Origin of the sequence: Trichocoleus sp. ST-U1, assembly GCF_039961835.1 — a bacterium.
GTDB lineage: Bacteria > Cyanobacteriota > Cyanobacteriia > Cyanobacteriales > FACHB-T130 > FACHB-T130.
Window position 1 is genome coordinate 95196 of sequence record NZ_JAMPJZ010000004.1, and the last position, 14903, is coordinate 110098.

Sequence of the window (14903 nt, forward strand, 5' to 3'; positions counted from 1 at the left end):
TCCCCGACTTCTCTTGAAGTCGAGGATCTGAAGGGCTAACGTCTCACAGCTCGAATGGATTGCGATTTCTCCGGAAGCAGATTGATTCAGTGCATGGGAATTACAACCGTCGCAGTAATTCTGGCAACAGCTTACCTGGAACCTTGGAAAGGGCGAGATTTTGACCTTGTAAGCCACGTTCGCGGAAAAATGCCCGGATTGTCTGCACAACATAAGACAAAGTGGATTCGTAGGCATCGGGTTGAGCGCTAAAGCCTCGCAATGCTTGCAAATGGTTGTGTAACGCTGCCTCTAGATGCTCTAACAGCGAACCCTGAGCCAAAGCGAACTGCTTATCCGTTGCCATCTGGTAGTGAGCCAGCCCCAAATTATTGTAGGTGGCAGAGGCATCAAACGTAACCGGCACTGGGGGCGTGTTTTGGCTCAGCCGGTGGACAAGCGCGATCGCAGTTTCATAGGCTGTAATACACGACTGCAAATATTCCTGTCGCGCCTCCACTTTCGTTTCTACCTGGCTTGCCAAATGCCAGTAAGCCGTACCCAAATTATTCTGCGTCGCCGCGCAAGCTGCCGGGACTACATCTGGCGTCCGATATTTTAGTCCATTCAAGTAAGCATCGATAGCAAGTTTTAAATACGTTGCGGGTTGTTCGTACTGGGCGAGATTCCAGTAGGCGGTGCCGATGTTGTTTTGCAGCATTGCCCAGCTAAGCGACTCTTGCTCCGGATTGTAATACAACAGCGCTTCTGTATAAGATGCGATCGCTTGTTGCAAGTTTGTCACCGGCTGCTGCTGCTGTGCTAAATGCCAGTAAGCCGTACCCAAATTATTGTGCGTCGCCGCATATTTGAGCGGCTCCATCTGGGAAGGACGATAGCGCAAAGCTTCTTGATAAGCGCCAATCGAGTATTGCAAGTTCTCAGCAGCATCTCGATAACGAGCCACTTCTCCGTATGCCGCCCCCAAATTATTTTGAATCATGGCATAGGTGTGGGGCGCTTCATCGGGATTGAAGGTAGTTAAAGCGGTTTGATACGCCTGAATCCCTTGCTCCAGATAGACAAGCATCTCTTCGACTTTGCTTGGATAGCGAGCTAGCATCCAGTAGAGATTGCCCAAGTCATTAAGGGTATCCGGTACCAGCGGCGAATCTGCCTCTAGCCAACTCAATGCCTGTTCGTAAGCTTGAATGGCAACGATCAGGTTTTCTTGCGAGGTATTTGATTGTTCGAGTTCAATCAAATCGCGGTAATGATTCCCTAGCCTCAGATACGCTTCAGCAAGTGCCTCTGGCGGACAGGATTGCTGCTGTAATTGAGCAATTTCCTGCAACGATTGCACCTGAGGCAGATTCTTAATCGCCTGATGAGGGGCTTCAGGATGGGAAGGATGAATGAATGCTGATTCATCATTCTTTGCTTCTGATTCTTGCAGGGGAGAAGGACTCGTTGGCAGATTTGTTGCCGGATGCTGAGATTCCTCTCCCGGAGGCGTCGCTTGTACCTCTTCCTTACCAGAATCATTGCCTGAAACTGGATTTTCCGAACGGGTTTCGCTATATTTCGCGAAGTCGCGGTTCAGAATGTGCCACAGATTTTCTTGAGGTACAGCCGTCTCTTGCTCAGCAGCTTGTTCGCGGGGCGCTGAGAATTGTAGAGACGGATACCACGTCTCTTCTGATATAGGTGTGGGTTCCCCTTCAAACTCAAATAAGCCGGTGTGACACCGCCAAAACTCAGGTGCCGACTGCTGAATCGCCCGGAACCAAGGGCGAGGCATCCACAGCAACAAGCTAGATTCTAAGCGCGGCAAACTGCGCTCAATACCCCTGAGAGAGCGCAGAAATAATCCCTGTACCGTTGCTGGCTGCTTGGTTAATAGTTCCACCCCCAAAATTTGAAATCCGGGTGGGTTGTTGTCAGGGGGTGGGTGTTTGGCTAACCAGCGATTGATCTGAGCGATGGGATGCGGCTGGCTCAAGTTTAAGTTCAGGCTAACCAGTCGGGGGTAGCCTTGGAAGGAGCCAGGATTCGGCAGGAAAGACGAATGAGTGCGATTGGACTTGTTTCTTCTTCCGTCTTCCGAAATCGCCAATTCTGCGTGTAATCGGGCAGCCAGACGATTTCTCAAGGTGAGGTCGTCGCATACCGCCACAAAAATTTGGCGACGCAAACCAAGACTCAGCGCCTGTTTCAATCGCTGATAGATGATCCGGTTTCCATCGGAAATTTTTCGGTGAGCGGTATCCGTCACCGTCATGCTGGCAGGGTAGTGTCCGTTGGCTTGTGGCACCGACGTTTAGGAAGGATAAATAAGGGACTGAGGGCTGTTTGGGGGGGTTTGGAACCCGCCCATTCGGACTGGGTACTAGAAAACCAATTCAGTTAGTAGGAGAACCGAATTCAACTATGTCATTTTGTCGGTGTCATTTTGTCGGTTGGGGGGCGTGGAGGGGTGAGGTACGAAACCCAACACGGCAAATTGACTGCTGAATCAGTACCGATAAAAATTCTTGCCTATCATCTTGAATCCGACTTCTGCCTTTTTTGAGAAGTGGATACCCATTTCTTCCCATTCCAGTTGCCTGGGTCAGGATTAAACGCAGCTTTTATCTATCCGCCAAAAGGATGATTTTAGATTTCATCTTTTTGAGCGATCGCAATTTCGCATAGCCGTAGCTCTGCTGCCAATCACTGTATCGCTCGTTACATCCTCTACCCTACAGTTCCTTTTCATCAGAAGATGTAGGAATTGCCGACGATGGAAAAGGCTAACTTAGATCGCGATTGAGAGGCTTTTCAGAAAATATTTAAAAAGCGTCAAATTTGCCAGAGAAAGCAGAAGAAAGATTTAAATAGAAACAGACAGGTATTGGCGATAATTCAGGCTTTTCGATCGAGATTTTCCATGAATTTTAGCTATATTATTTATTATAGTGACAATTGCTCTATTATTCTGCCGCTACGAATAAACTTGAAGTTTCCTAAAGCGGTTTCAAGTGACTTGAGAGACTAGCTTCGGGAAATGGCACCTAGAAAAGCAAATAGCGTCACGATTCTCAGGGCAAGCGTCATTATCGAAATCGATAATTCGGTAATCTGGTGCATCCCGCCGATTGGGTGCTAATTTGCACTAAAAGGAATTCCCTAAAAAAATAGCGATGTGCCATCGTTGGGAGCCATTGAATACCGCGTCCCTAGAGCCATTGTTAAGATAATTTATTCCTGGGAAGTCCTTTAGAATTAAAGGAAGCACAAGAAGACAGTTGATGGCGAGATTTAGCTGAATTCTGTTTGCAATTTTTTAATGGAACTATTTGACCGTACCGTGCCCACTACCATACCAGAGCTAGACCTCAAGACCTTATTTCCCTTTGAACTGGATCGGTTTCAGCAGGAAGCGATCGCTGCGTTAAATGCCGATTGCTCGGTCGTTGTGTGTGCCCCTACCGGGTCGGGAAAAACGCTGATTGGGGAATACGCCATTTACCGCGCCCTGAGTCGCGGCAAGCGTGTATTTTACACTACACCCCTGAAAGCGCTATCAAACCAGAAATTACGGGACTTCCGCGATCGCTTTGGGGCGGACCGGGTAGGGTTATTGACCGGCGATACGTCCATCAACCGGGATGCTCCAGTCTTAGTGATGACCACGGAAATTTTCCGGAATATGCTCTATGGCACCCGCATCGGCGAAGTCGGTACCTCCCTGACGGGTGTAGAAGCCGTGGTGCTAGATGAATGCCACTACATGAACGACCGACAGCGGGGCACGGTTTGGGAAGAATCCATTATTTATTGTCCCCACGAAATACAGTTGGTGGCGCTTTCGGCAACGGTCGCCAACAGCGATCAACTCACTGACTGGTTAAATCGGGTTCATGGCCCCACCAAGCTGATTTACTCCGATTTTCGTCCCGTTCCCTTGCAGTTTCACTTCTGCAATCCCAAAGGACTGTTTCCCCTCCTTGATGACTCGCAAAAAAAAATAAATCCGCGACTCAAGCCCAAGCGCCCACAAACTAAAGAAAAAGGCAAAAAGCAAGACAGCCCAAGTTTAGTTTATGTCCTGAGCCATCTCTGGAAACGGGATATGCTGCCAGCAATTTACTTTATCTTCAGCCGCCGGGGTTGTGACAAGGCGGTGGATGAATTGCGGGAAGTGACGCTGGTAAACGAACAAGAAGCAAAACTTTTAAAACAGAAAGTTGAAGCATTTTTAGCCCACAATCCAGAAGCAGCGCGTAGCGGCGGGGTTGAACCGTTGCTGCGCGGGATTTCCTCTCACCACGCCGGAATTTTGCCAGCATGGAAAGGTTTGGTCGAAGAACTGTTTCAAGAGGGCTTGGTAAAAGTGGTATTTGCCACCGAAACCTTAGCTGCGGGGATTAATATGCCTGCGCGAACAACCGTAGTTTCTAGCCTTTCCAAACGTACCGACCGGGGACACCGACTGCTGACGCCCAGCGAATTTATGCAAATGTCGGGTCGCGCCGGACGTCGGGGTATGGACACCACGGGTCATGTAGTGACCTTGCAGACGCCTTTTGAAGGCTCAAAGGAAGCGGCTTATTTGGCAACCAACGGGCCTGACCCACTGGTGAGCCAGTTTACCCCCAGCTACGGCATGGTTTTGAACTTGCTGCAAACTCATAGTCTGGAAGAAGCGAGAGAGTTAGTAGAACGCAGCTTCGGGCAGTATTTGGCGACTGTGCATCTCGAACCCACTCGGAAAGCGATCGCTGACTTATCCGAGGAACTGGCAAAAATCGAAGCGGATCTGGCATCAGTAGACGATAAGAGCCTGCAACAGTATGAAAAGCTTCAGGAACGTCTTAGAGAAGAACGGCGATTACTGAAAATTTTACAAACCCAAGCCGAAGCCGAGCGATCGCGAGAAATTGCGATGGCGATCGCTTCTGTAGAACCCGGTACGTTGTTGAGTTTAAAAGGGAAACACATTCCGGTGTCTTCTCCTGTACCCGCTGTCTTAGTCACCAAAACACGCGGTTCCGGTCAATCGCCCTATCTAATTTGCTTAGGTGCAGATAACCGCTGGTATGTAGTCACTGCTGCCGATGTCGTCGCTTGCAGCCAATTACCCCGCGTGTCCAATGTTAAATCCGTACAGCCCCCGCCGGAAATGCCGATAAAACCCGGTCATTGCAAAAAGGGCACCGAATCCACAGAGGTCATTGCCCGTCAAATTGGCTGGGCTTGTCGGAACGACGCTTGCGGTCGTCCGGACGCGGATCTCGAAGAAGATACCGCCCCAGAAGTGGTCGCGCAACAGCAGCAAGTAGCCGCAGTGGAAGCGCAACTGCAAAATCACCCTGCCCATCAATGGGGCAATCCCGCTGCCCTCCTCAAGCGCCAGCAGCGCCGAGAGGGATTACTAGACCAAATTTCCCAGCTTCAGAGCTTGTTCCAAGACAGCCTGGCACGCCACTGGGAAGAATTTATGGACTTGATTGAAATTTTGCAACGCATGGGCGGTCTAGAGGGCGTGATGCCGACACCCCTAGGAGAAGCCGCTGCTGCGATTCGGGGTGACAACGAGCTGTGGATGGCTTTAGCCCTGATGTCGGGTAAACTCGACGAGTTAGATCCCCACCACTTAGCCGCTGCTTGTGCCTCCTTTGTGACCGAAACGATGCGACCGGATAGCTGGACGCACTACGATGCACCGGCTGAGATGGACGAAGCTTTGGGAGGTTTGCGCGGCTTGCGGCGCAACCTCTTCCAGCTACAGCGACGGTATCGCGTAGCGCTACCAGTCTGGATGGAGTATGACTTAACAGGTTTGGTGGAACAGTGGGCGTTGGGCGTTCAATGGGATCAACTCTGCTCTAACACCAGCTTAGATGAAGGGGATGTCGTCCGAGTATTGCGACGGACGGTGGATTTCTTATCTCAAATTCCTCATGTGCCTCACATTTCAGATTCGTTACAGCGCAATGCCTATCGGGCAATTCATCTAATTGACCGCTTTCCAGTTAACGAAGTCGTTGCTTAGAACCAGCGGTTCGCTGTCAAAAAGTCATTGTGATTTGTCCTTAGCCATTCGTCATTAGTTTGTTGCGACTAACTGAGGTCGTTGCTTAGAATGAGCGATTAGCCCTTGGCTGTTAAAAGAAGTCATTGGTGATTCGTCATGAGTCGTTAGTTTGTGGGTAATGACTGATAACTGATGGCTAAGGATGAAAAGCTAATCGCTAACAGCTATTTCAGGAGCAGCTTGTGTTGAGGAGTGGTTTTGGTTTGAAGCGGGAATGCCAGGGAAAGGAAAAATCTCAGGCTTGGAATTGGGTATTTTTAGTTGTAAATTTTTCCTGTTTATTTTTTAGTTCTTTTCCTGCCAGTGCTGCACCGGGTGTACTGGGAGTGGTGAAAACTCAGGACAATGCTAACCAATGGGAGGGGATTACAACCCGCCTGGGACTAAGTGGTGTTGCCTACTGTGTGGTGGATTTACAACAAGTCCGGCAGGCGGCAGATTTAGCAGGGACGCAGGTTTTATTTTTACCGAATGTTGAAACCCTAAGTGCCGTACAGGTACAAGCAATCCAAGAATGGATGGGTAAAGGCGGGCGAGCGATCGCCACGGGGCCTTTGGGCACCCTTTCCCAAGCGAACGTGCGATCGCAATTGCGATCGCTCTTTGGCGCTTACTGGGGATTCGGTTTACAAAGCCCCTCCACCTTGGCACCCGCACCCGCTAAAAATCAGGGTTGGGTGCAACAGAACGGACTTGCCGGAACCGCCCAGGGGGGTGTAATCATTCCCGCTGGATTGACCAGTCAAACCGCTGCTGTCTGGAAGTCGGTTGAGAATCCACCGGCGGTCGTAACCACCGATCGCTCGGTCTTTCTGGGCTGGCGTTGGGGCGTCGATACTGCCTCTAGCCCAAACCTGGATAGTGCATGGTTGCGGGCATCCCTGAATCGCTACGGGGGAGTGAGAACAGCCAAAAATGCACCAACCAATGCGCCCCAGCAGTGTTCCTCCCCAGCCGGAACCACTGCGGCTGCCACACCACGCCCGCCAAACGGGCAGCCAAATTCAACGAATTCCGTTTCTCCAGGGACTGCGGCAGGTGGGACGCCTGCCGCTTCCCGCACCCAGTCGGGAACCCCTATCCTTTTCCCTCCTGCCCCAGCAACCCAAGCCGCAGACGTCAACGCCGATGGTTTAGTGGCTCCACCTGGACTCGAAGTAAAACCAAGCTCCCAGCTCATCACAGGCGGACAAGCAACCGCCATGCGCCAGGAGTTGGAAGCGCTCATCGGACGCTTTGAGAGTGCAATGTTAACTGCCAACGCCACGAATAAGGTGGGAACGGCAAACGGAAATAATTCCTCAACCCAAACCAAGCTCATCGCTCAAACTTCTTCACGCTCTAATCAGGAATCAGCACTCAAAACTGCCCGGACAGGGTTGCAACAATTTCTTCAGCTAGTTGACCAAAAAGACTACAGCGCTGCCCGACAGCAATGGCTCCAGGCGCGACGAACTCTCTGGGACAACTATCCCACCGACCGACCCCAAGGACAGTCAGAAATTCGGGCGATGTGGTTAGATCGGGGTACCATTGTCAGCGCTGGTTCGGAGCAAAAATTAGCAAAAATTTTCGACCGACTAGCAGCGTCAGGGTTTAACACGGTTTTTTTTGAAACAGTCAATGCGGGATATCCCATTTATCCCAGTCGCGTCGCTCAGATTCAGAATCCCTTGGTACGCGGCTGGGACCCCCTAGCTAGCGCAGTCAAACTCGCTCATGAGCGCGGCATGGAGTTGCACGCCTGGGTGTGGATTTTCGCCGTCGGCAACCAGCGTCATAACACCTTAGTCAAGCTTCCGAAAGAGTATCCCGGCCCGGTACTCGATCTGCATCCCACCTGGGCAGGCTACGATAACCGGGGGCGTTTATTCCACTTGGGTTCGGGAAAAACGTTTCTCGATCCGGCGAATCCGGAGGTACGGCGCTACTTAATACAGATGTTGGGGGAAATTGCCACAAACTATCAAGTGGATGGCATTCAGTTCGATTACATTCGCTATCCTTTTCAAGATCCCCGTGCGGGTTATGCTTTTGGCTACGGTACAGCGGCTCGTCAGCAATTTCAGCAGTTACACGGGGTCGATCCGGCAAAGATTTCGCCGAAAGACCGCAATTTATGGCAAAAGTGGACGCAATTTCGCACCAATGCCATCAACAGTTTTGTAGCAGATGCATCGAGAAGCCTACGCGCCTTAAAACCGAACCTGATTGTGTCAGCGGCAGTGTTTCCTTTTCCTGAAACTGAGCGCTTGCAAAAACTACAACAACATTGGGAAGTCTGGGCGCAGCGCGGAGATGTAGATTTGCTGGTGCCGATGACTTACGCTTTAGATACTAACAAACTCCAGAGTTTGGCACAGCCTTTACTTACTCAGGCTCTACTGGGTTCAACTCTAGTTTTGCCCTCGATTCGTTTACTGAATCTGCCAGATGTTGTGGCAATCGATCAAATACAAGCGCTGCGGAATTTTCCTGCCAGCGGTTACGCTCTATTTGCCGCCGAAAATCTCAACGAAAATCTGCAAGGAATCTTCCGCCGCACTCAGGGGAGGGAAATAAAATCATCCACAGAACCATTGCCTTATCGCCAACCTTTCCTAGCCGCTGCGACTCGTTACGCGGCACTCCAAAAAGAATGGGATTTTCTTTTAGAAACTAACCAGTTTGGGATTAAGGAACCAGCACTCTCGGAATGGCGCAAACAATCAGAGACTCTCTCAAATACACTGAATCAGCTGGCTGCGAATCCTTCTGCGAATAATCTGGCAAAGGCGAAAATTTCACTCCAAGCTTTTAAATTTCAGTTCAATCAATGGATGAAACAGGAAGGTATAGAGCAGCCCTACCAAGTTCAAGTTTGGGATAACCGTTTGGCAACTTTGGAAAGGCTACTGCGCTATGGGGAGCGAGGAATTAAGAATTAAAAATTCAAAAATAGGTGTAAGAAACGATGTATTGCCTATTCTTGAACTCGTTTCCATTCCAAATAACGCTCAACAGTCTGTCATCGAGTGACTTGGAATGTCCCAAAAATCACCGTCATAATTAGTGCAACAGCAACAAAGAAAACCGCTATCAATATCAGCCAGTATTGGAGTGTATAAAGTTTTCTAAGTTCCCCAAGGGCACCAATCAAATTTTCCATATCGCTTCCCTGAGTATCGACAATAAGCTGGAAAGAAGAGGCTGCTTTACTTGTCCATAAACCAATGAAGATTTGAACAACGCCAGTGATAATGCCGCCAATTTCACCTTTTGCGATACTGACAATCCCATCTATAACCAGAAGCACCCCTAAAGCGATCAGAAAGTAGCTAACAAAGCGCATTTTCTGAGCAAGATCCCGAATCAGCTGGTTCTGCGTCTGGTCAAATTCGTACACTCGACTGTCCATTTTACGCTTTCTCCCGCACGAGCTCACTCAGATTTTATGATATTGCTGCCAGATTGAAATCACTTTGAGTGCAAAAAACTAAGAGCGATCGCTTTTTACCGTAACCAATACTACGTAGGTACGTGTCAATCAACGTAGGCTTTTGATAGTTCGTGGTTCATAGCAATGAACCATCCAACTTCTCCGCCCGAAAAATTTTGTAGATAGTTAAAATCCAAGTCTATGATTGCACAATGGGTCTAGGGAGCCGAAACCAAAATCGGGAACCTCGTTCACTACGGGGTGAATAACCAATACTGCCACCCCAGCGTTCAACCGTAATCCGACAAAAATAAAGTCCTAAACCGGCTTTGCCAGCTTTCTCTGTACCTTGAGAAAATTTTTGAAACAAATTTTTTGAAAGCTCCGGCGGTACACCAAAACCCTCATCGTCCACACTCACCAAAATAAATTCTCCATCTTCTTGGAGATTAACTGTCACAGTAGAACCAGATGGACTATGTCTAAGAGCATTTTCTACTAAGTTAAAAAGAACTCTCTCCAAACGCGAGTTTTCCCCAACTACCTTCCAATCTTTCGAGCTATTAATGTCAACAGCCAATTGCAACTGCATTTTATGGAATGTAAAAGTTGGTAATAAAGCATCCACCACTTCCACTGCACAAATCATTGCATCTGGAGCGTGAGCAGGATCGAGTGAAAAAGCCTCTAGTGATTTTACCTCGGCAGAAAATGCCTTCAATATTTCCTGAATCAACATCTCTTGCTTGGTACATTGCTTCCTCCCAATTTCTAGGCGTTCTCTGCCTTTTGGTGTCAAATTGTCTAAAGCAAGAAGTGCAAAGCAGCAGTTAAGTCCCGTTAGTTGTCCTGCTATGTCGTGTACAAAGCAGTGAAGTAAAATTTCTTTTTTTTGTATTTCTTTAATAAGATGTTGATAAGTTAGATTATTTTGTCTAGCTTTCTGGATCAGAGACTGTTTTTCTTCATAAGCAAATCCCAAACACTCAATCAAGAGTATTTTCTTATCTTCCAGACAAACGGCTGATGCCTCTAGATGGCATTCGTTTCCCAATACATTTATCTCTGTCCAAAGCCCCGATCTTAGAGGTTCTGTACCCTTTGTCGCCCAGAAATCTTCAGCATCAATGAGAAAATTGTCTAGAAAAGGAAATTGCTGACCCAAATTTAATCTATCCGGTTCCTGCGTAGTATTTACATAGAAATTATTAAACCAATCCGGCATCGTCCCAACTATTGTAAAAAATCCATTATCCAGGCGTTCTAAAATTACAATATTCAGGGCGGCAAAAAGCTCGTTTGTAATAGATTCTTTCATTATTTTACCAGGCAAGAATAAGTTCGTATAGGTTCAACAATTCCTTTCAATAGAAGGAAATTTTCTAAAAAATATTTTTTCATCTCATCAAGCTCTTGAAATGTATTTTCGTCGATGAGAATCTCGCTGGGACGTGCCTGACTTTCCAAGCAAGCTGCTAAATTAACATAGTAGCCAATAGCAGTGAACATTCTGCTACCTTTGCTACCCAAAATACCGAAAGTAACGGGCCCCGAAGCGATACCAATAGCGATTTCGAGAGTTAAACCAAGCTCGCCTTTCCTCGCTTCACCTATCTCTGCAATGGCCTCAATTATGTCTCGTGCAGCTTTTATTGCCTGATTTTTAGGACATCCCGTTGAGGCAATAACCCCGAAGAAAGCCGTTATTACATCTCCAGTTATTTTATTGACTATCCCAGCTTCATCAATAAGTATCTGTATCATAATAGGGATACATAAATTTAATGTTTTAAAAACCACTTCGGGAGGGTTATTTTCACTGTAAGAAGTGAGTCCACAAATATGGATGGAAAGAATAGTAACATCCCGTCGTTCTCCTCTGTCTTGAAAGGTTAGAACTGCTTGTGGCAATTGGGTAATGTCCTTTCCAAAATATTGATTTAATATTTTCCAGTGTTCCTCTCGCAAAAGGTTCAATTCGTTTCCTTGTTGTTGCATCAGACGGTGCTGGCTTTCTTCCAAAGTTGCATCTAATAGCAATACCCAGTCTCTCTCTTCTCCAGGTACAAGATGGACATCTGCGGAAAGTCCATATTCCGTTTTCATGCAAGGGATACAGATAGGAGAACCGTTCAGGGGAAAAAGACCTTCTAGAAAAAAGACTTGTTTCCCGATATATTCTCCTTTTTGCAAATCATTCACTCCATAGGCTTCCAGTTTCCCACCCCAATCTGACAAGCGACCATCTTTTTCTACCAGGAGATAGGCTGGAGAACGATTTTCAACAGCCAAAGTGTGAATATAATTCAGAATTGGCGAAGGGAGGTCAAGCATCTATGCCTCTATCATTTTCTTCGCAAGCGTTAGAAAAGCTTCTTCTACACCTAAACCTGTTTTTGCGCTGCTTTTAACGACTAGCCAACCTCTTTCTACTATTTCGTCCATTGCCGTATCATCAATATCCCATTCCTCCGTCAAATCCCATTTGTTGAGTACCAAAATGAAGGGAAGGGTGCCAATCGTATCTTCTACTCTTTTTTGAAGTGTAAAAGCTTTATCTAAGGTAGTACGGCGGGTTCCATCAGCTACCAGGAAATAGCCTGACGAACCCCGCAGGTAGGACATCCGAACTTTTTGAAATTCGTCTTCTCCATAAAGATCCCAAAGAATGAGATTTAATTCTTTCCCTCCAATATTGAGTGATTTTTTATCAATTTTTACTCCAACAGTTGTTTGATAAGTATCAGAGTAAATACTTTTAACAAAACGTGAGACTAAACTCGTTTTTCCGGTGGCGAATGCACCCACCATACACATTTTTTTCTGGATCATTACTGAGTTATTTCTCTCCCGGAGGTATCAGTTATTTTTACCTTGAAAGAGACGCTGCGATTCAATGATCGATCCTGTTGGGTCGTTTCTTTATCCAAAATTTCTTTTGTGCCTACACCCACCGCAGAAAGATTGGTTTTCTTTATTCCTTGCGAAACTAGAGTAGAAAGGATGGCATCGGCACGCCCTTGGCTTAGGATCATATTTCTCTGCTCTGAGCCTATTTTGTTAGCGTGTCCTAAAATTTCAATTTGGACATTTTTACCTAAATAAGGCGCGGCATTTGTAAGTTTTTTAACTTCTTTTATAAGGTTTTCTATCATGATCTCCTGGTCAGGTTCAAGTTGTGTACTTCCCTCTGTAAAAAAGAGTAACTGCTTTTCGATCTTGTTTTCACTAAGCTCAAGTTCTTTAAGCTCCATCTCAATAAGGTTTTTTTCGTCAAATTTATTAATTCCGGGAATTGCTCGCACCAGTTTTCTGGCTTCAATAATCCATTGATAAGGAGCAGAACCTTCAGCACGAAGAGTGCCCTTTTCATCAACGATTAAAGATACAGTTGCCGGAGGTTGAAGCAAGTCTTTCGCTCTAATTTCAGTAAATTTTGGATAAAAAGATAAGTAAGGCTCCCAGCGGCTAATAACTATTTTGGGATTAATATTTGATTCTTTCATGATCTTGATTGGATCTGCCGCCAAAGGATCTCGAAGTCCGGAAATAAAATATTTTCCCCGACGTTTCTCGGAAGTAACTACGGTCATTCCTGGCTGGGCATTTAATTTTTCCAAATACGCTGTCCATCGCTGTTTCTCTGTGAAGTCAAAAAAGAACCAGCTACCCAAAGCTATTAATATAGAGCTTAATAAAATCCATAGAACAGGAGAAGGTTTTGTCTTTTTGGGTTGATACTGGGCCTGAAAGCAATCTTCAAGATAAAGCGTGCTGCCTTCAAAGGGAGCAGTATCTCCCTCAAACGAATTAAATTTTTGGTCGTATTTGAGATGAATTTTTTCTATTACTTCTTGGAAAACTAACTTAAATTCTTTGGGTGCATTTCCCCGGATAATCCCTGCTAATATTGCCTGCGGACCAGGTTCAATCCAGATAGTGAGTTCGCCAAACTGCAACGTTTCTAGGGAATCGCCGGTTTGTACGCTAAAAGAGTCTTGGACAAAATCCCGGATCGCTGTTAACATCGCTGAAACTAAGTCTGCATCCTGAGCGGCTACGTTTGGCGCTACTACGTGCTGAAGTAACAATCCAGTTTTTTTATGAATCAAAAAAACTTGTTCAACTCGATAGAGAAGAGTGCGGAGAAGAACAACTTCGGCAAATGATTTTCCTGTCTGTAAAGCTTCCAATCTCCACTTAAAGCCTTGTGGAGACAAGCTGTGTTCAACAGTTTGATTGAGGGACTGGACTGTAGTTTCCAGAGCTGTAGCGATCGCTTTGCGCGTGGCAGGGCCGATTACGGGGAAAATCGCCTCTGACAGGATATTCAGGTCTTTTGTGACCGATAAATGAATCGCTTCTTCAACCGTTGGCACGATTGCTTCGCTTAGCTGCTTATCTCGCATTGTCCGTAGGATAATCGCCTCTGGAAGCAGTTGGCTGATATCCTCTGCATGAATATTGGGATTCTTTAGTCGCTCATGCAGTTTATCAAGTTCGCTTTGCTCAAAACCAAGAAGCAAACTCCGAAGTTCTGAGAGATCCTCGTTCGTTGAAAGATTATTTTCTGGAGTATTGCTAGATAAATCATGGGTAGAAGAGTCAGCCATTGCTCAAATCCCCCTATTCACAACTAAATTATTATGCCGACATCAGATGAGGGAGCTAGAGCGATTTAGTAGTCTATGGACGGATAATTTTGGATTCCCCCCTTAAAAATCTCTTTTGTAGAAAAATTATTCATTTCGAGAAATTCCCGGTTGAGTGTTAAGTCTCATTGCTAGTTCTGCAAACAGAGATGCCAGAGTTGAACGGTCTGTTTTATCCTTACGAAGTTCTTGGGCTTCTCGTTCAAGCGCAGCCAAAAGTTCTTCATATTTTTGCCTAATCTCATCGTCCAAATTTTTAGATTGCTCTAGAATCTGCTGACGTAACTCTCGCTCTTTCGTTGTAGTTTGTTCATCCAGTTGCGCGAGCTTCTTTTCCAAAGAACCAATCAAGTTTTTTAATTCCTGAGAAAGCCCTTTTACTGATTCGTCTCGTTCTGATTGCTCAGTTTTTAATCGGTCAGTTATAGATTCAAGTTCTTTTCGGAGGTAGTTTTCAATATTATCTAAACGTTTTCTCGTGTCATCGCGTAAATTAGTGGATTCTTTCACTAAACGTTCTTCCAAACGAGCAAACCTTTTTTCGTATTCTCGCGTCTGATTCCCAAAAAGAATATCTCTGACTTTATCGAGATTTCCACTTTCTGTCCCATTTACACTAGGAAGCGAGGAATCACTTTTAGACTGAATTGGATTTGTTTGAGCGGATTCCAATTCTATATAATTGATGTAATTTTCTTCCGAAGAACTCATAAATTTAATCCTTTATCAAAGAGACTTATTGTTGTCTTATCTTCTTGTTTTTTAGGCAAGGAAG

Annotated in this window: 9 protein-coding genes; 2 read left to right on the plus strand and 7 right to left on the minus strand. The window is 46.3% G+C overall.

Annotated features, from left to right (window positions below):
- Positions 1 to 100 precede the first annotated feature (100 nt).
- Complete coding sequence (locus NDA06_RS03175) at positions 101 to 2293, minus strand: tetratricopeptide repeat protein (RefSeq protein WP_347277006.1); 2193 nt, start codon at positions 2291 to 2293, stop codon at positions 101 to 103.
- Between the two features lie 1014 nt (positions 2294 to 3307).
- Between NDA06_RS03175 and NDA06_RS03180 the strand changes: the two genes are divergently transcribed.
- Positions 3308 to 6016, plus strand: coding sequence for an RNA helicase (locus tag NDA06_RS03180; RefSeq protein WP_190435553.1), 2709 nt, complete (start codon positions 3308 to 3310; stop codon positions 6014 to 6016).
- 224 nt (positions 6017 to 6240) lie between these two features.
- Positions 6241 to 8985 carry a family 10 glycosylhydrolase gene (locus NDA06_RS03185; RefSeq protein ID WP_347277005.1) on the plus strand — a complete coding sequence of 915 codons (2745 nt, stop codon included), beginning with the start codon at positions 6241 to 6243 and terminating at the stop codon, positions 8983 to 8985.
- A gap of 80 nt (positions 8986 to 9065) precedes the next feature.
- Here the strand turns inward: NDA06_RS03185 and NDA06_RS03190 are convergent, their stop codons facing one another.
- The 6 genes from NDA06_RS03190 to NDA06_RS03215 form a co-directional block, all read right to left on the minus strand.
- The gene (locus NDA06_RS03190) at positions 9066 to 9455 is read right to left on the minus strand and encodes a hypothetical protein (RefSeq protein ID WP_190411312.1); all 390 of its coding nucleotides are present in this window, start codon (positions 9453 to 9455) and stop codon (positions 9066 to 9068) included.
- A gap of 220 nt (positions 9456 to 9675) precedes the next feature.
- On the minus strand, positions 9676 to 10794 hold the full coding sequence (locus NDA06_RS03195; protein WP_190984934.1) for a HAMP domain-containing sensor histidine kinase: 1119 nt from the start codon (positions 10792 to 10794) through the stop codon (positions 9676 to 9678).
- A complete protein-coding gene (locus tag NDA06_RS03200) occupies positions 10794 to 11810 on the minus strand; it encodes an adenylate/guanylate cyclase domain-containing protein (RefSeq protein ID WP_190984933.1) in 1017 nt (338 codons plus the stop codon). Before NDA06_RS03200 ends, NDA06_RS03195 begins: the two co-directional genes overlap by 1 nt.
- Positions 11811 to 12308: a Rab family GTPase gene (locus NDA06_RS03205; protein WP_190411309.1), complete on the minus strand. Its 498-nt coding sequence runs from the start codon at positions 12306 to 12308 to the stop codon at positions 11811 to 11813.
- Positions 12308 to 14089: an OmpA family protein gene (locus NDA06_RS03210; protein ID WP_190984932.1), complete on the minus strand. Its 1782-nt coding sequence runs from the start codon at positions 14087 to 14089 to the stop codon at positions 12308 to 12310. The genes NDA06_RS03205 and NDA06_RS03210 overlap by 1 nt, the downstream gene beginning before the upstream one ends.
- 126 nt (positions 14090 to 14215) lie before the next feature.
- Positions 14216 to 14839, minus strand: coding sequence for an OmpH family outer membrane protein (locus tag NDA06_RS03215; protein ID WP_190433709.1), 624 nt, complete (start codon positions 14837 to 14839; stop codon positions 14216 to 14218).
- Positions 14840 to 14903: the final 64 nt, after the last annotated feature.